The organism is Photorhabdus laumondii subsp. laumondii, from assembly GCF_003343245.1.
Taxonomy (GTDB): domain Bacteria; phylum Pseudomonadota; class Gammaproteobacteria; order Enterobacterales; family Enterobacteriaceae; genus Photorhabdus; species Photorhabdus laumondii.
Genome location: NZ_CP024901.1, coordinates 2596378 through 2614436 on the forward strand (window position 1 = coordinate 2596378; position 18059 = coordinate 2614436).

Here is an 18059-nt window from a genome sequence, read left to right on the forward strand (position 1 = left end):
ATGCGGAATCAGACTTTTATTATCGTTGGAGCAGGGCAAGCGGGAGCTATGGCTGCCGCAACCTTAAGGCAGCAGCAGTTTGATGGCGATATTATTTTAATTGGTAAGGAATATCATGCGCCTTACGAGCGGCCAATTTTATCAAAAGACTATTTAATCAACCCAGAGGAAGCGCCTAAATACCTGTTCTCCGAAGATTTTTATCTGGAAAAGCAGATAGATCTGCGCATAGGCCAGTTGGTTAGCCAGATTATGCCATCGAAACATTGTGTTGTTTTAGAAAATGGCGGCAAGCTCAGGTATGACAAACTCCTGCTCACTATGGGGGCAAGAGCCAGACGATTTCCGCTGCTCGATCAGCTGGGTGAAAATATTTATACCTTGAGGACGCTGGATGATGCGCAACGTTTACGCCAGGCGGTGAAAAAAGACAAACGGATTTTGATTGTTGGTGGTGGTGTGATTGGCCTGGAACTGGCGGCAACCTCTTGTGAATTGGGGGCAAACGTGACGGTTATCGAACAGGCAGATAACATCATGGGGCGTTGTGCTCCTCCATTATTGCAGGATTATCTTTTGAATCGTCATCAGGAAAAAGGGGTACAATTCTTCCTTGATACCAACATTGTTTCCGCACAAAAACAAGGGAGTGAATTAGTGCTTATATTGAACACCGGTGAAAAGGTGATCGGAGATATTATTATTTATGGTATCGGCGCTGAATTCAGGGATCAGCTTGCCGCTGATGCTGGTTTGGTGACTGATGGCGGTATCGTCATTGACAGCCGTTGCCAGACTTCTGAACCGGATATTTTTGCTGCCGGGGATGTTTGCCTTCAGAGAGAACCGCTGACAGGTGATCTACAGCGCCGTGAAACTTGGGAAAATGCTAACCGTCAGGCGACCATCGCCGCGCATGCCATGATGGGGTTGGCCCCCCCGCAGCCAGGCGCGCCGTGGTTCTGGACTGATCAATGGGGCATTAACATCCAAATGGTTGGTAACATGCAGGCTGAAGAGTGGCATATTCAGGGTGATTTGCAATCAGATAAGGCCATTTTATTTGGTACAGAAAATGAAGTTTTAGTCGGTGCTGTCGCGATTAATCAGGGAAGAGAAATGCGTAATTTACGGAAATTACTTGCTAATCCTGCGCAGGTGGTGTCCGGCGTAGAGTGGGCGTGACTTTGATAGCCTCTGAGAAAGATTACGGTTAAAAACCGTAATCTCAGATTGCTGACGAACCCCATTTAAAAAGTGGGGTTCTGTTGATGTCAATCATATTGTTGTCGTGTGGGGGCTTTTAGTATATCGAGGTATCGATTTTCCAGTACCTCTATTAGATCAAAGACCGGCCCCCGATGGTTAGCACTTTTGTCATTAATCCGATGGGGCTATTAAGGCCCTACATGATGTTTACTGACTTCATTTTCTAGCGCTTGATTCACGAAAGCATTAATCGTCACATCTTCTTCAAATGCTACTCTTCCTCAGACTTTCCCACCAGAAACGCTCTCGCTTGACTTGGCCGGGGGCCATTGCTGGGCCGCATGGAGCACGCGCAGCACAACTACCGTACCGCTTTCATCCTTGATGCGATAGACAATCACATAATTAGGCCGCACGACGATTTCACGGGTACCGTGCACACGGCCGGGGCGGTACAGTTTAGGCCGCTGCGCAGCGAGTTCGATTTTAGCATCAAAGTCTGCGTCAAGCTCAAGCGCGGCGCTGGGGTTGTTTTGTGCGATGTAATCAAAGATACGTTCTCGATCTGCTTCCGCGATCTTTCGCCAAATGATTTTCATGCGCGACCCTGTACAATGCGTTTACGCAAGGCTTCACGTTTGGCGGCAAATTTGGCCTTGACATCAGTGTGAGGGATACCCGGTCCGGGTTCATCTATGGCTTGCTGCACCTGCTCACGAAACCACGCATCATATGCAGCAGCCTCGTGGGTACGCTTGAGCGCTTCGGCACGATCTGGCCTGCGCGTTGAGGTATTGGGGGGAGCGGGGGCGTAGTTTGATGAATCCACGTCGAAGCGGGCAATGCCAATTTTTTTAAGGTAGGAAACCAGCGTTTCGAACTTGCGGAACAGCCGCACATTGCGGCTGCGCTGTGCGGCCAGTGGTCGCTCGTGCATTCCATAGCGCACCATCACGGCCCAGCCGCCTGGCTGGCCTACGATGTGCGCTCCTTTAACGGCTCCGGCCTCCACTAGATGTGAGAGGGTGCCGTGGTCAATAGTTTCAGCCATGTTGTCACCTCGCAATTTCTGAATATTTCACAATGTAGACTACTGTAATTTATAGAGCAAATTATAGTAAATTGCAAAGCGATTTATTATTTATCACCCAATAACTGAACGGAAAACAGGCAGTTTTCCTTGCCACATAAATGCCCCACAGTTTTTTATGCTCTCGCCCATTTTCGCGGGTTGCAGAAAATGCAAATACAGTATCTAACCCCCTGACGGGCGATTGAATCGGGTCAATGAGGAAAATGGGTTGTATTAGGATTCATTATGAAAAGAACAGACCCCATTATTTTCAATGAGGTTTGTCAGCGGTCTGAGATTACGGTTAAAAACCGTAATCTTTATTTTAATCTTACAAACATCTCTTATTAATGCTTAATAACATAGAGATCTTTCGATGACATAAGACCAAGTGGACTGATATAATATCCGCCAATATAAGGTTTTATTAATTTGGCACTAACATAGTAATAAATAGGAATTGACGGGACATCTTTTGTAAGAATATCTTGTGCTTGCTGGAAATATTCTATGTTGTTTGTTGCTTTGGCTTTACTGATCAGATCATCATAAATATCATTATGATATAATGATGTATTATTAGAACTATTGGTGACAAAATTATTTAAAAACGAAGCAGGATTATCGTAATCAGCTATCCATGCGTATCTTACCAAATCAAAATTACCTTGATGCATGGTGTCTAACATTGTTTTCCATTCTTGATTCTGTAAAACAGCATCCACACCTAGATTTTTCTTCCACATTGAGGTGACTGCAATAGCAATCCTTTTATGATCCTCTGATGTATTGTAAAGAAGATTAAATTTCAATGGATTATTTCTGTTATAACCCGCTTCATTCAATAACTGCCGGGCTTTTTCAATTCTTTTTGCCAACGTCCATGATGCATAATCAGGCTGTTTTAAGTTCATTCCGCCTATATTTGGTGGAGTATTATTATAGGCTGGCTTTTGGCCTTGCCCTAAGACTTTATTTGTTATGATATCTTTGTCTAAAGCCAGATTTAATGCCTGTCTGACTCTAATATCGTTAAAAGGGGCTTTTTGGGTATTAAATTCGTAATAATAAACACCTAATTTAGGTGAAATATGAACTTGATTACCTAACTTGGTTTTTAATGATTTAAATAAAACCGATGGAATACCCTTTGTAATATCTATTTCTCCTGCTAAATAACGGTTTACCACCGCTGTTTCTGATGTGACGTTAAGATAGGTGACTTTATTAATTACGGTGTGTTTATTATCCCAATATTGTGGATTCCTGATGCCAATCACCTTCTCATTGACGATCCATTCAGAGAGTTTGAATGGGCCACTACTGACAAACACATTTGGTTGAGTCCATTTTTCACCATACTTCTCAACCGCTTTTTGGCTGATAGGAACCATAACTGGGTGTGCCAGCATATTTAAAAAATAGGATAGCGGTTGCTCTAATGTTACTTCTACCGTTAAATTATCCAATGCTTTTACACCTAATTCATTGGCTTTTTTCTTACCAGCAAGAATATCTTTGGCATTTACTATATACATGTTTTCAATATAACTGCCATACGGGGATGCCATTTGGGGATCAATTAAACGTCTCCAACTAAAAACCACATCATGAGCGGTAATAGGTGAACCGTCAGACCATTTTATTCCTTCTCTTAGATGAAATACCCAGGTTTTATTATCGTTGGTTTCCCAACGGATCGCTAAATTAGGATTAAACTTACCATCATTTCCTATACTAATTAATCCACTAAAAAAGTCGTTTATAATATCAAACTCAACATCACTTTCAACTTTATGCACGTCAAGAGAAGCAGGTTCTGAGCCATTATGACGAACAATATTCTGGTTGGTTGCCAGTTGTGTACCGGGTGGAATAATTGCTGCATGAGCTAATGTCAAGCTTCCAAGCACAATTCCTGTGAATAAGGATATGTTTTTTATTGTTTTTTTCATCATGATTTCTCCAGTAATAACGCGTTTTTTCAGATTGATACTACAAATTGGGCAATACCCGATATTATTTCTTCTGTAAATGGGATTTTAGTTTTAAATTTAATGGAACAAAGACGTACGCGAATGGTATTCGGCCAGATCCTATGGTTGTATTCAATAGTCAGAGCTTCCTGTTTATGACTTGTTCTACCAAGAGGAATGAGTAGTGGTCAAGCATATTCACATGTTTATAACTGTAACTAAACGGCTATAACTTGGCTTCGTCCCATGAATTTTTTGTAAATACTCAATTGACAGAACTCTGATCAACTTCTACCTTTATTTTTAACTACGGTTAAAAAGGGGGAAAGAATATGGCTACTCTTGAACAGATTTTAGAAGATCTAAACGAACTTGATTTCATACAAGCACAAGACAATGTTGAAGTTATGAGGAATGAGGAAGGCTGTTTCGTTCATGTTCGAATGATCGCTTATGATGATTTGGTCTAATTATAAATAGGGGGGATTTGATTCGACAGTATCCCCTCTTTTTTTCAAAGGGGGTATAGTGTGATACACCTCATTGGTATTAACGAGGTTTACAGAAATCTAGCTGTTCTTAGTGCATTAAAATCAAAAACGGCTCCCAAAACGTCTGAAGAATTGGAGCTTGGATTTCATAATTTTTTAAAGGGCTATCAACCCAACGTTCCGCGGTTAGAGAGTGTAGGAACTCAGATAGTCGAGGATCCTGAAATGGAAGACAAGCTGGTAGAGCTTTATCGAACAGACGCTTTGTTAAATGATAGAGATCAATCGTCTCTGATTGGCGATAGTCTAAAAGACGATGTTCGTAAGCAACGACTGGAGTTTTTGTTAGCTGCATTAGAAGAATTGAAGCTAAGGATGCCACAGATATACGCTGTATTTCAGATGGCGATAGATAGTTTATTTCTGAGAGACTCAAAGAATTCAGGGGGCGGTTCCACCTCGAATGCTGTGGGTGTGATTTGGATCAACAGCCGTAAACACTGGCACGTACAAGATCTCACGGAATTATTGGTCCATGAACTTACTCATAATTTAGTTTTTATAGACGAACTCCGATATTTGCACTTCCATGACTACAAGCTTCTCCAGAATGAAGCCAATTTTGCAAAATCAGCAATACTCAACATTAAGCGCCCTATCGATAAAGTCTTTCATAGTATCGTCGTAGCTGTAGAAGTTCTTTTGGTGAGACGAAACTATCTCGGAGAACCAGAAAAATGCCACGTTCATCCGCCATCGGATAAGATGCTTATACAGGCGCTGGAAGCATTAAATTCTTTGGCCGATCTTCCTAATTATAAGGATTTAATCACGGAAAGAGGCCAGTCAATTATGCAGAAGTGTCAGGGGTATCTTGATCTGATGGTAGGACGAGAGAAGAAGCTTGCATAATGGTTGAAATAAAAGGCTCTATGGAAGCATTTCCGCTTTTGTACCATTCGAGAATGCTTGCTGATGAACATCGTTTGAACTGCTTCAAAACTGCAATCGATAGGATTGTTCAAGAGGATTCTCATGTAGTTGATTTGGGGGGAGGAACTGGAGTTCTAACTCAGATGTTAGCTCAGAAAACTAATGGATTAGTTACTTATATAGACATGTTGGAAGCTAGTAGTATTGTTGCTCAAATACTCAATAGGGGCTTAAGAAAAAATATCCAGTACATTAGCAAAAAATCTTTTGATGTCCAGTTGAAGAATCCGCCGGATGTTCTTGTGACAGAAACCTTGGGTTATTTTGGAATCGACGAGGGTATTGTTGAGATCTGCCACGATTTTTGTACTAGACACTCAAGTATCAAAGTGCTGATTCCTTCTAAAGTGAGTCTTAAATATCAATTTATACACTTGCCTGAACTGAACGCTGATTTTGATCTTTTATTGAGTAGTTACGCCTCTCGATTTGGTCCTGTCCCGGCAGAACTAGTGTCCGGGTTTGAATGTTTATTCTGCAATTTAATTAGAAAAAAAATTATCAAATCAGATGGAGTGGAAGTCTGCTCTGAACCAAAACTTATTCGCCGATTTAATCTTGGACTGGATAAGAGCTCAGATATAGAGTATTCCGTCGAATGCAAGGCGTCTCAACGTGCAAATGCTATCCATTTTTATTTTGAGGCTGAGCTTGCAGACGGAGTTAAGTTAAGTAATTACGTATTCGAACCTAAGACGCATTGGCTTCACAGTTATGCAGGAATTCCCAGAGGAATTTCCAGTGGACAATTGAAGTTTGTATCTACTGAAAGAAAAATAAGATTAAGATGGAAGTAAAAAAGTCGGCTATTGAATTTTTAATTAATAAAGCATTTGCTTTTGCTTTGCTTTTTCTTATTGTCCAACAGTTGATTGTGGCTTCCTCTACTTATTGGATAGCGGGGCTGGCAAAACAGGTAAGTGCTAATGAGAATTTTACTCTGTATCTTGTCCTTTTTATACTTTCTCTTACACTCGTCTATATTCCTTCTAGCTTAGCTGCGGTTTTTCTTGAGAAGTCTAAGTTTCTTGCACTTGAAAAATATGTAGAAAGGTTTCGTCTTAATTTCTGGAATCGGGCTTCTATTCGAACGAGTAAAGAGTTTAAAGACTATCATTTGCCCTATGTGTCCTCAGAAGGGTTTCTGGTTTTTAATGAAAGTTCCAAATTTATCTTTGATTGGGCCTCTGTTGTTCTAAATGTTTCATTGAATGTACTTGCTCTTTCTCTTGTCCTTGATACGTCGATTGCATGGTCCTACCTTGTTGGTCTTGCCTTTGTTTCGAGCGTCATTTTTTTCTTTAGAAAAAGAATTCATGTAAAGGGCGCAGAAGCACAATCTGCCAGAACAGCCCTTCAACGTGTTTTATCTTTGGCGTGGGACAATTTCCTATTGGGCAATAAATACAACCAGTCTCTTTATCAAAGTGAACTGAAAGTCCGACAGAGTTTGGCTTTAGGAACAGCCGTCCGTAGCCAATACTGGAATAATCTTGCTTCAGCGTTGGGAATGCTACTAATGATGGCACCGGTACTTGTCTGGACAAGTGTTCTCTTCTTGGAGAATATGGACAATCCTTCTGTTCTCACGGTTCTAGTTGCAACCTTACCTCGCCAGGTTCTTATTCTTCAGCACGCGTATGTCGTGATTTTCTATTCTACGAGTTGGTCGGCATTGAGTGCGAGGCTCAAGGGGCTAGGACAGGCTGCAGAAACTCCAAAGACATCGCAGAATTTGGAGGAACGAATCCAATGGAATCGTTTGAAATACGAAACTCATGGCACTTTGCCAGACTTGGCAAGTTTAAAAGAACTTATTATTAAGCCAGTCCCGTCGTCTGGCCGAATCACAATTAGGGGGCCGAATGGAGTGGGTAAGTCTACTTTTCTTTGCTGGCTCAAGGAGCAATTGGGTGAATCGGCTTATTACCTTCCGGCACATCATGAACTTGTTTTTGAAAAAACTAATGAAAGGAATCTGTCGACTGGGCAGGAACTGCGGGAATTTCTTAAGGAAATCTCTGTTAAAGCAGTGGATAAGATAGAGATCCTGATGTTAGATGAGTGGGATGCTAATTTAGATCTTCAATCTCGTCAGGTATTCAGCAAGCTTATCGATAAGCTAAGTGAGTCTTTGCTGATTGTGGAGGTTCGCCACAACGTGTAAGCGACTCTTTGGGAGTACCCTTTTTATCGACGGTGAGGGTATCGAACTGCTGCTTTATCACTGAGTCAGGGCTTGCCTCAGATTTTGTTACCACTGAACACTCCTGTATCCTTGCCTGTTTCAGCCATATACCCGTTATCTTTCAAGTTGCCTCTTTGTTGGCTGCACTCGCTCACCCCGGTCACATAGTTACCTATGCTCCCGGGGATTCACTCCCTTGCCGTCGCGATGCATCTTGAAATCCATTGGGTATATATCCGTTATCTTTCAAGTTGCCTCTTTGTTGGCTGCACTCGCTCACCCCAGTCACATAGTTATCTATGCTCCCGGGGATTCTCTCCCTTGCCGTCGCGATCCATCTTGAAATCTATAGGGTATATGTTGTCTCCGGTGTTATTACATTAACTGGACAATGAAGATGCACAGTGCTGTGTATTTATCCAGTTATGGGCAGTATATTACAAACAAGGGGACAGGGTATATGTTTTGATGCAGATTTGATGTAGAGAAAGATTGGGCAATGTACCTCAGTACTTATTCACAGGAATGATGTGAAATATTTACTATTTCTCTTTTCTTTAATTACATTGTTAGATTATTAATATAATCATTGAATTCATATGTTATGAAATAAACAACTGCGCAATAATTAAAGTCATTATTTATATTTTGTTTTTATATCCGTCATCTTTCAAGTTGCCTCTTTGTTGGCTGCACTCACTCACCCCCGTCACATAGTTTGCTATGCTCCCGGGGATTCGCTCCCTTGCCGCCGCGATGCATCTTGAAATCCATAGGGTATATACAATGATGTGCTTTATTAAACAGAATAATGAGTTAATGGTAAATAAATTTTTAGGATTTACCATGATAATACAGTCTAATATGGTGTAATCAATTATTTTGTAGGCTGAATATAATGATATTAAAATAATAATATATTTGTTTATGGATATTTATCATCGGTTTTATTACATGGGTAAAATAATCTATCAGTTAGTTTTACGTAATTCACAAATAACGATTATATTAGCCAGGAGTATTGAAAATACTTATTTATGATTATGGTGATATGTCTTCATTAGCCTATTTTATAGCTAGAAAAATTGACATTATCAATCTATGTATAAATGGTAACCAATATGCAGAGAACTCAAAGAGTTGTTATTACAGGTATGGGCACCGTAACACCAATTGGTGAAGATATTGAATCATGTTGGCAAAGTATTATCGAGAAACAACATCAATTTCGCAGAATTGAATTTCCTAACTCATTCATTAATTCACGTTTCTTTTCTTTCCTTGCACCCAATCCATCACGTTATCAGTTATTACCAAAAAAGTTGACTCATATGCTTTCTGACTGCGGAAAAATGGCGTTGAAAGCGACTTATCAAGCTTTTACCCAAGCATTTGGCGTGAACGTATCACCTGTTGAATATTACGATAAATACGAATGTGGGATCATACTTGGTAGTGGCTGGGGAGCTGTCGATAATGCCGGAGATCATGCCTGCCAGTATAAGGAAGTTAAATTAGCTCATCCCATGAGTAATCTTATCACCATGCCAAGTTCCATGACGGCGGCGTGTTCGATCATGTATGGACTACGTGGTTATCAGAATACCATTATGGCTGCTTGCGCAACGGGTACAATGGCGATAGGTGATGCCTTTGAAATTATTCGCTCAGGGCGGGCAAAATGTATGATTGCCGGGGCTGCTGAATCACTTATTCGAGAATGTAATATTTGGAGTATTGATGTACTGAATGCATTGTCGAAAGAGCAAACGGACCCCAATCTCGCATGCTGCCCATTTAGTCTTGATCGCTCTGGATTTGTATTGGCCGAAGGAGCGGCGGTGGTTTGTCTGGAAGATTATGATTCAGCCGTCGCGCGTGGGGCAACGATTCTGGCCGAAATCAAAGGTTACGCTCAATATTCAGACGCCGCTAATTTAACCCGGCCGACAGAAGATATTGAACCTAAAATATTATCGATAACCAAAGCCATCGAGCAGGCGCAGATTTCGCTGGAAGATATTGACTATATTAATGCTCATGGTACTTCGACACCGTTAAATGATCTTTATGAAACTCAGGCAATTAAAGCAGCACTAGGCCAATATGCTTATCAGGTACCTATATCAAGCACAAAATCTTATACCGGTCATCTGATTGCTGCCGCCGGTAGTTTCGAAACTATTGTCTGTGTAAAGGCATTAACTGAAAATTGCTTGCCAGCAACATTGAATTTACATCGGGCTGATCCAGATTGCGACCTTAATTATTTACCTAATCAACATTGCTACACCGTTCAACCAGAAGTGGTGCTTAATATCAGTGCAGGTTTTGGGGGACATAATGCTGCGTTGGTTATCTCTAAGGTAAGGTAACTGATATGTTGATTTTTGAAATGGAAGATATTGAACATTGGTCGAATTTCTCTGGGGATTTTAATCCTATCCATTATTCGGAGAAAAGTGAATTTTTGCACAATATGCAGCAGTACCCCGTGCAGGGAATGTTGAGTCTGCTTTATGTCAGGCAACAGTTATCTCAATTAACTTCCGCTTTTACATCTGGAATACTGAATATTGATACGTCATTCCGTCAATATGTTTATACTGCATTACCACATCAGTTGAGAATTGATACTAAAAGCAAAACGTTTAAATTGGAAAATCCGTGCGGAAAAAGTGTGTTATCCGGCAATACCAGTGTAGAAAATACAATGGAGTCAATTGAACATTGGATTGTTCAAGATAACTGCCAAAAATTGACGATAACAAGGGAAGGCGTTTGTGAAAAATATGCTGTCTTTAGACATTATTTCCCCAGTGTCACATCTATTGGATGGTTTCTGGATGCGCTTGTTTTTCATCTTGTCATTAATTCGACAAGTTTTCTTAATTTTGAACACTACTATTTTAACCAGTTACAGGATTATCTGAATCAATCTTTTACTTTGCATACCGGACAAGCGATTAAGATCAAGGAGGACATTGTTAATAGTACAATATTACGATCTTCTCCAAATATTTGTGTTGAATTAAATCCACCTTTACTGATTAAGAATGGCCCTAAAGATTATATCCGTATTTTTTATTACCGATGTTTATATGATAAAAACCCTATTTTTGTATCAAAGATTTCAATTATCTCTAAGATGAAATAAAAGGAAAGCGAAATGCCAACACAAAGTGATATTTTTACTGCAATAAAAAATAGAATATTAATGATGAAGGATATCGAAGAGGAAGAGATAACACCAGAATCTTATTTTATTTCACTTAAATTTGACAGCCTTGACTATGTGGAAATTCAAGTATTTGTATTGGAAACGTATGGCATTATGCTTAAAGCTGAGCTTTTTTCAGATCATTCTATTTCAACATTAGATGAGCTCACTAATTATGTAAAATCAAAACTGTAAGTTGACTTTTGATTTAATGCTGTTTTTTCACCATTAATATTAAGAGGTTATAATGAACATTCTAGAACAAGGTAAGGTTGCTGCTTTATATTCAGCATATTCGGAAACAGAAGGCTCTTCATGGGTTGGAAATTTGTGCTGTTTCTCAATTGATCGAGAACATTTGCCTATTATCGTGAATGGGCGTCGTTTCTTGATTGAATTTGTTATTCCAGATCATTTACTTGATAAAACTATTAAGCCAAGAATATTCGAATTGGATATCAACAAACAGTTTTTACTGCGTCGAGACCATCGTGAGATAAATATTTATCTTTTAGGTGAAGGCAATTTTATGGATAGGACGACGACAGATAGAAAATTATTCGAATTAAATGAAGATGGTTCACTATTTATTAAGACGCTACGCCATGCGTTGGGTAAATATGTTTCTATTAATCCTTCAACCACGCAATTTATCTTTTTTGCACAAGGAAAATACAGCGAATTTATCATGAACGCCTTGAAGGAATTTGAAGACGATTTATCAAAACGTTATCGAGTCAGAATTATTACCGAATTGCAAGGGCCATATTATGGCTTTGAACTTGATATTCTTTCTATTATAGCTTAATTCACAATATTATGGAGAGTGTGATGGAAAAGAAAATAACAACATTTACCATCGAAAAAACTGATGACAATTTTTATGCTAATGGGCGTCATCAATGTATGGTAAAAATCTCTGTACTTAAACAAGAATATAAGAATGGTGATTGGGTAAAATTAGCACTTAGTGATGCTGAAAAAAGATCGATTCAGGTGGCTGCATTGAGTGATAGCCTCATATATGACCAATTAAAAATGCCTTCAGGATGGACAACGACAGATGCGAGAAATAAATATGATCTTGGGTTATTAAATGGTGTTTATAGTGCTGATATTTTTACTGAGGAGCCGGTAATAAATCGTGCGGGAGATTGTTGTACAAATGAAAACTATCAGAACAGTGTGAAGAGTGTTCCTGAAATTATCTATTGTTATGTTAGTAGTAATAGGACAAGTACAGAATACCTAATGGCAAAAATGACATTCGAAGATACGAATGGGAAGCGCACACTAACAACGAATATGTCGGTTGGTGATGAAGTTTTTGACAGCAAAATTTTATTAAAAGCCATTGCTCCTTATGCAATTAATGCAAATCAATTGCATGAAAGTACCAATATATTGTTTGATAAAACAGAAGAACCAACGAAATCGGATACCCATCATCAAACAATTAACCTTTATCGCTGGACATTGCCATATCATTTGAGGATTCTTGAAGGGAATGACAGGACTGTTAATAATATATATGTCCTTGGTAAAAGTTCATCAGATGATAGATTCTTGACAAGAGCAAGAGTATTTAAACGAGGAACTTCATATGTAAATGCTAGAAATGATATGAGTGGAGGATGTGTTATGGACTACTCTTATGATGTAACTGTTCCTGACACACAGCTTGCTGCTGAGGTACTCCATGTAACAGGATGTTCATGGACCACCGGTTATGTCGATGGATATCATGATGTCACAATCATTGATAACTACGGTTGCCAGCATAAATTTAGAATATCCTCGGTTAATATTGGGCGTGCGCTAAGCATAGCGAGAATAAGTTGATTTTCCTTAGTAAAAAATCTTTATCTATGCTGGTAATCGCATGTGCGTTTACCAGCAATTAAGATGTTCTATTATTGTATATAAAAGAATGGCTAAATAGATATTTAATTTGGCTGTGATATTAATCAAACGGGAACTTTAAAATGAAAGTTAACGATATATATTCCAATGCATTTAATTTTGGATCTTATATTAATACTGGTGTCGATCCCAGAACAGGTCAATATAGCGCAAATATCAATATTATCACGTTGAGACCAAATAATGTCGGCAATATTGAACAGGTACTTAATTTATCATTCTCGCCATTAACAACATTAAATAATGGATTTGGTATTGGCTGGCGATTTTCATTAACAATGTTAGATGTAAAAACACTTACATTTAGCCGCTCAAATGGAGAGCAATTTAAATGTAAGCCATTGCCACCTAATAATAATGATATTAGCTTTAAAGATAAAAAATTAAAAGATTTGCGTGTATATAAACTCGATAGTAATACCTTTTATGTTTATAACAAAAATGGCATTATAGAGACACTTAAACGAATTGGATCAAGTGATATTGCGAAAACGGTTGCACTTGAATTTCCTGATGGTGAAGTATTTGATTTAATTTATAATTCAAGATTTGCATTATCCGAAATAAAATACCGTATGACGGGTAAAACTTATCTTAAACTCAATTACTCTGGAAATAATTGCACATCAGTTGAATACCCAGATGATAATAATATCTCTGCGAAAATCGCATTCGATTATCGCAATGATTACCTCATTACTGTGACTGTACCTTATGATGCTTCTGGTCCTATTGATTCTGCCAGATTTAAGATGACTTATCAGACATTAAAAGGAATATTTCCGGTTATTAGCGCTTTTCGTACACCAACAGGTTATGTTGAGCTGGTAAGTTATAAAGAGAATGGGCATAAAGTTACAGACACGGAATCTATTCCTTATGCTGCTGCATTGACTATTCAACCTGGTAATGGGCAGCCTGCGATCAGCAAATCCTATGAATATAGTTCAGTACATAATTTCTTGGGCTATTCTTCTGGTCGGACAAGCTTTGATTCCAGTCAAGATAATTTATATCTGGTTACAGGGAAATATACCTATTCATCCATTGAACGTGTTTTAAACGGTCAAAATGTTATTTCAGTAACAGAAAGAGTGTTTGATAAATTTCATTTAATGACCAAAGAAGCAAAAACACAAGATAATAAGAGGATCATAACAGAAATTACTTATAATGAAGATCCGTCAAAAAGCTTTTCCGAACAACCAGAAAATTTACAACAACCCTCTCATGTGTTAACACGTTACACAGACTTACAGACCAATACTTCACGAGAAGAGAGTGTTAATATTAAAAGCGATGATTGGGGAAATACTCTACTTATTACTGAGACCAGTGGGATACAGAAAGAATACGTTTATTATCCGGTGAATGGTGAAGGTAATAATTGCCCTGCCGATCCATTGGGTTTTTCCCGATTTTTAAAGTCAGTTACGCAAAAAGGATCACCTGATGCTGCTCAAAGTGTCGCAAATAGAGTGACTTCCTACACGTATCAAAAACTGCCCACTTTTACCGGCGCTTATGTTAAGGAATATGTCAGTAAAGCCTCAGAGACGATAGACAGTAAAATAGTGAGGACCTTTAACTATGTTAATTCACCGACAAACAAATCTCATGGTTCATTAGCAAAAATAACGTCGGTGATGAATAACCAACAAACGGTTACCACATTTAAATATGAATATTCAGATAGTGAGATGACTACAAACTCTACGGTGACGGGTTTTGATGGTACACATATGGAATCGAAAAATGTGACCTCCATTTATACACATCGGCAACTCCGTAAAGTTGATGTAAACCATGTCATTACGGACCAGTCTTATGATCTTTCTGGCCGAATTATAGGACAAATTATTGACCCCGGCACGACAAAAGAAATTAAACGTAGCTATATATATCAATATCCTGGTGGTGACGAAAATGATTTTTGGCCGGTGATGATAGAAATTGATTCTCAAGGCATCAGACGTAAAACCCATTACGATGGAATGGGGCGTATTTGCTCGATTGAAGAACAAGATGATGATGGTGTTTGGGGAACATCGGGGATTTATCAAGGCACATATCGAAAAGTTCTTGCCAGACAATATGATGTTTTGGGGCAATTGGTCAAAGAGATTTCAAATGATTGGTTATGGGATTTATCTGCTAATCCTTTGACTCGCTTGACGACGCCTTTGGTGACAACGAAAACCTATCAATATGATGGTTGGGGAAATCGTTACAGTACTGAGTACAGTGATGGTCGGATAGAGCTGGAAATCCATGATCCTATTACGAGGACAATTACTCAAGGGGTCAAAGGGTTGGGGATGTTAAATATTCAGCAAAATAACTTTGAACAGCCTGCTTCAATTAAAGTTGTGTATCCTGATGGTGCGATATATAGCACTCGTACCTATCGTTATGATGGATTTGGTCGTACGGTGACTGAAACAGATGCAGAGGGTTACGCTACCCAAATTGAGTACGATCTATTTGATCGTATAGTGAAAAAAACGTTGCCAGACAGAACAATATTAGAATCCGCTTATGCAAGCTTTAGCCATGAAGAATTAATTTCTGCACTGAATGTGAATGGAACACAATTGGGTTCATTAGTTTATGATGGTCTTGGGCGGGTAACCCGCGATACGGTGGGTGGCCGCAAAACGGAATATTTATATGGATCTCAAGGTGATAAACCTATTCAGTCTGTCACGCCTGCGCATAATAAACAAAACATCGATTATCTTTACGCTCTCGGTAGTGTGATGTCCAAATTTACCACAGAGACAAGCCAACAAAACTTTAGTTACTATCAGAAAACGGGGGCATTATTATCTGCGACAGAAGGTGTATCCCAGAGCAATTACAGTTATTTTCCATCGGGTGTATTACAGCACGAATCATTTTCGCGGGATAATAAACCGATTTCATCGGGCGATTACCGTTATACGATGTCTGGTTTGATTCAACGTCATAAAGATAGTTTTGCTCATGATCATGTTTATAGCTACGATGCCGAAGGAAGATTAGTTAAAACAGAACAGAGTTCGCAATACGCTACATTTGAATATGACAATGTTGGACGGTTAATAACAACGACGACAAAAGACACAACGTCATTATCCCAATTAGCCACAAAAATTGAATACGATGTTTTTGATCGAGAGATAAAACGCTCGCTAATTAGTGACTTCTCAATACAAGTCATTACCTTAAGCTATACAAAGAATAATCAAATCAGTCAACGCATCACCTCCATTGATGGGGTGGTTATGAAAAATGAACGTTATCAATATGATAGTAATCAGCGCTTAAGCCAGTACCAATGCGAGGGAGAACAATCTCCGGTTGATCATACTGGTCGTGTGTTAAGTCAGCAAATTTACCATTATGACCAATGGGGTAATATCAAACGGCTTGATAATACATATCGAGATGGTAAAGAAACAGTGGATTATCATTTCAGTCAAGCCGATCCAACCCAACTTATTCGTATTACCAGTGATAAACAGCAAATAGAGTTAAGTTATGATGCTAACGGTAATCTAACACGCGACGAAAAAGGGCAAACGCTTATTTACGATCAGAATAATCGCTTGGTACAGGTCAAAGACAGTAAGGGTAATTTGGTATGCCAATATCAGTATGATGCATTGAACAAATTAACCGCACAAGTTTTAGCGAATGGTACGGTTAATCGTCAATATTATGCTTCAGGCAATGTGGCGAATGTTCAATTGGGTGATGAAACCATTACCTGGCTGAGCAGTGATAAACAACGGCTTGGTCATCAGAGCACCAAGAATGGCGAGTCAGTCTACTATCAATACGGTACTGACCATAATAGTACGGTTATAGCCAGTCAGAACGAAAACGAGTTGATGGCTTTATCCTACACACCTTATGGCTTTAGGAGTTTAATTTCTTCATTACCGGGTTTGAATGGAGCGCAGGTCGATCCAGTCACAGGTTGGTACTTCTTAGGTAACGGATATCGTGTTTTCAATCCGGTTCTCATGAGATTTCATAGTCCCGACAGTTGGAGCCCCTTTGGCCGGGGAGGGGTTAATCCCTACACTTATTGCCAAGGCGATCCTATCAACCGGATTGATCTGAACGGTCATCTTAGTGCTGGCGGGATATTAGGTATTGTGCTGGGGGCAATTGGTATCATTGTTGGGGTTGTGTCACTGGGGGCAGGAGCGGCAATTAGTGCGGGTCTCATTGCTGCGGGCGGAGCTTTGGGGGCGATTGCTTCTACCAGTGCGTTTGCAGTTACTGCGACCGTCATTGGATTAGCTGCTGATTCAATAGGGATTGCGTCAGCAGCATTATCAGAAAAAGATCCGAAAACAGCCGGGATATTAAATTGGATTAGTACCGGGTTGGGGGTTTTAAGCTTTGGTATCAGCGCAATAACCTTTACCTCTTCGCTGATAAAATCGGCACGGAGTGGTTCTCAGGTAGCCAGCACGAGTGTTATCGGGTCAGTACCTATTGAATTTGGTGAAATTGCCAGCCGTTCTAGCAGACGCTGGGATATCGCTTTATCCACGATATCATTGAGTGCGAATGCTGTGGCGCTCTCTACGGGGATAGCGGCTTCTGCTGTTGCAGATAACAATGCTAATGCGGCTAATATCTTGGGATGGGTCTCTTTAGGTTTTGGGGCTGTATCAACAACGGCGGGGCTAATTAATCTTGCACGTACAGCTTATGCAGTGAATCATCATACTTGGGAACTCAGCTCATCAGCAGGTACTTCTGAGGGAAGTGAAGCCTATACTTTATCTCGTTTTACCCAATCGGAGCCAGAAGCGATAAATGTTCATCCTTCTATTCGAGCCGTTGAAGTGAACCAAGCATTTCGAAATAGTACCGGAAATCTATTTAGTCAATCGTCCATTAACACCCGTAATGTGTTACGAGGCCGTTTGACAATATAAAGATTCTGCGGGCTGAACGAAATAATAACTAGGGGGCGACGTCTGTG

Annotated in this window: 14 protein-coding genes; 11 read left to right on the plus strand and 3 right to left on the minus strand. The window is 39.6% G+C overall.

The annotated features are described in order from the left end of the window. Positions 1 to 1185, plus strand: a complete 1185-nt coding sequence (gene hcaD, locus PluTT01m_RS11435; protein ID WP_011146461.1) for a phenylpropionate dioxygenase ferredoxin reductase subunit — start codon at positions 1 to 3, stop codon at positions 1183 to 1185. 305 nt (positions 1186 to 1490) lie between these two features. Here the strand turns inward: hcaD and PluTT01m_RS11445 are convergent, their stop codons facing one another. From PluTT01m_RS11445 to PluTT01m_RS11455, 3 genes are all read right to left on the minus strand, one after another. Then, on the minus strand, positions 1491 to 1808 hold the full coding sequence (locus PluTT01m_RS11445) for a type II toxin-antitoxin system RelE/ParE family toxin (RefSeq protein WP_011146462.1): 318 nt from the start codon (positions 1806 to 1808) through the stop codon (positions 1491 to 1493). Continuing rightward, complete coding sequence (locus PluTT01m_RS11450; RefSeq protein WP_011144683.1) at positions 1805 to 2260, minus strand: ParC-related protein; 456 nt, start codon at positions 2258 to 2260, stop codon at positions 1805 to 1807. The genes PluTT01m_RS11445 and PluTT01m_RS11450 overlap by 4 nt, the downstream gene beginning before the upstream one ends. A gap of 368 nt (positions 2261 to 2628) precedes the next feature. Then, positions 2629 to 4239, minus strand: coding sequence for an ABC transporter substrate-binding protein (locus PluTT01m_RS11455; RefSeq protein WP_011146463.1), 1611 nt, complete (start codon positions 4237 to 4239; stop codon positions 2629 to 2631). Between the two features lie 350 nt (positions 4240 to 4589). On the opposite strand from PluTT01m_RS11455, the gene PluTT01m_RS26895 reads away from it, so the two are divergent. From PluTT01m_RS26895 to PluTT01m_RS11505, 10 genes are all read left to right on the plus strand, one after another. Beyond that, positions 4590 to 4727: a hypothetical protein gene (locus tag PluTT01m_RS26895; protein ID WP_011146464.1), complete on the plus strand. Its 138-nt coding sequence runs from the start codon at positions 4590 to 4592 to the stop codon at positions 4725 to 4727. 60 nt (positions 4728 to 4787) lie between these two features. After that, positions 4788 to 5660: an aKG-HExxH-type peptide beta-hydroxylase gene (locus tag PluTT01m_RS11460; protein ID WP_011146465.1), complete on the plus strand. Its 873-nt coding sequence runs from the start codon at positions 4788 to 4790 to the stop codon at positions 5658 to 5660. Further along, entirely contained in the window at positions 5660 to 6538 is an 879-nt protein-coding gene (locus PluTT01m_RS11465; protein ID WP_011146466.1) for an SAM-dependent methyltransferase, read from the plus strand. Before PluTT01m_RS11460 ends, PluTT01m_RS11465 begins: the two co-directional genes overlap by 1 nt. Continuing rightward, entirely contained in the window at positions 6529 to 7908 is a 1380-nt protein-coding gene (locus tag PluTT01m_RS11470; protein ID WP_011146467.1) for an ATP-binding cassette domain-containing protein, read from the plus strand. Before PluTT01m_RS11465 ends, PluTT01m_RS11470 begins: the two co-directional genes overlap by 10 nt. 1142 nt (positions 7909 to 9050) lie before the next feature. Further along, positions 9051 to 10304: a beta-ketoacyl-[acyl-carrier-protein] synthase family protein gene (locus tag PluTT01m_RS11480; RefSeq protein WP_041380074.1), complete on the plus strand. Its 1254-nt coding sequence runs from the start codon at positions 9051 to 9053 to the stop codon at positions 10302 to 10304. A gap of 5 nt (positions 10305 to 10309) precedes the next feature. Beyond that, positions 10310 to 11086, plus strand: a complete 777-nt coding sequence (locus tag PluTT01m_RS11485) for a hotdog family protein (RefSeq protein ID WP_011146469.1) — start codon at positions 10310 to 10312, stop codon at positions 11084 to 11086. Between the two features lie 12 nt (positions 11087 to 11098). Further along, positions 11099 to 11344 carry an acyl carrier protein gene (locus PluTT01m_RS11490; RefSeq protein ID WP_011146470.1) on the plus strand — a complete coding sequence of 82 codons (246 nt, stop codon included), beginning with the start codon at positions 11099 to 11101 and terminating at the stop codon, positions 11342 to 11344. Between the two features lie 52 nt (positions 11345 to 11396). Then, positions 11397 to 11957, plus strand: a complete 561-nt coding sequence (locus PluTT01m_RS11495) for a hypothetical protein (protein WP_011146471.1) — start codon at positions 11397 to 11399, stop codon at positions 11955 to 11957. Positions 11958 to 11980: 23 nt separating this feature from the next. Continuing rightward, positions 11981 to 12991: a hypothetical protein gene (locus PluTT01m_RS11500; RefSeq protein ID WP_041380075.1), complete on the plus strand. Its 1011-nt coding sequence runs from the start codon at positions 11981 to 11983 to the stop codon at positions 12989 to 12991. A gap of 143 nt (positions 12992 to 13134) precedes the next feature. Beyond that, positions 13135 to 18012: an RHS repeat domain-containing protein gene (locus tag PluTT01m_RS11505; RefSeq protein ID WP_011146473.1), complete on the plus strand. Its 4878-nt coding sequence runs from the start codon at positions 13135 to 13137 to the stop codon at positions 18010 to 18012. The last annotated feature ends 47 nt before the right edge of the window (positions 18013 to 18059 follow it).

What these genes read in the sequence shown, in the direction of transcription:
- hcaD (WP_011146461.1), top strand. Translation starts at nt 1, where the DNA reads ATGCGGAATCAGACTTTTATTATCGTTGGAGCAGGGCAAGCGGGAGCT.
- PluTT01m_RS11445 (WP_011146462.1), bottom strand. Translation starts at nt 1,808, where the DNA reads ATGAAAATCATTTGGCGAAAGATCGCGGAAGCAGATCGAGAACGTATC.
- PluTT01m_RS11450 (WP_011144683.1), bottom strand. Translation starts at nt 2,260, where the DNA reads ATGGCTGAAACTATTGACCACGGCACCCTCTCACATCTAGTGGAGGCC.
- PluTT01m_RS11455 (WP_011146463.1), bottom strand. Translation starts at nt 4,239, where the DNA reads ATGATGAAAAAAACAATAAAAAACATATCCTTATTCACAGGAATTGTG.
- PluTT01m_RS26895 (WP_011146464.1), top strand. Translation starts at nt 4,590, where the DNA reads ATGGCTACTCTTGAACAGATTTTAGAAGATCTAAACGAACTTGATTTC.
- PluTT01m_RS11465 (WP_011146466.1), top strand. Translation starts at nt 5,660, where the DNA reads ATGGTTGAAATAAAAGGCTCTATGGAAGCATTTCCGCTTTTGTACCAT.
- PluTT01m_RS11470 (WP_011146467.1), top strand. Translation starts at nt 6,529, where the DNA reads ATGGAAGTAAAAAAGTCGGCTATTGAATTTTTAATTAATAAAGCATTT.
- PluTT01m_RS11480 (WP_041380074.1), top strand. Translation starts at nt 9,051, where the DNA reads ATGCAGAGAACTCAAAGAGTTGTTATTACAGGTATGGGCACCGTAACA.
- PluTT01m_RS11485 (WP_011146469.1), top strand. Translation starts at nt 10,310, where the DNA reads ATGTTGATTTTTGAAATGGAAGATATTGAACATTGGTCGAATTTCTCT.
- PluTT01m_RS11490 (WP_011146470.1), top strand. Translation starts at nt 11,099, where the DNA reads ATGCCAACACAAAGTGATATTTTTACTGCAATAAAAAATAGAATATTA.
- PluTT01m_RS11495 (WP_011146471.1), top strand. Translation starts at nt 11,397, where the DNA reads ATGAACATTCTAGAACAAGGTAAGGTTGCTGCTTTATATTCAGCATAT.
- PluTT01m_RS11500 (WP_041380075.1), top strand. Translation starts at nt 11,981, where the DNA reads ATGGAAAAGAAAATAACAACATTTACCATCGAAAAAACTGATGACAAT.
- PluTT01m_RS11505 (WP_011146473.1), top strand. Translation starts at nt 13,135, where the DNA reads ATGAAAGTTAACGATATATATTCCAATGCATTTAATTTTGGATCTTAT.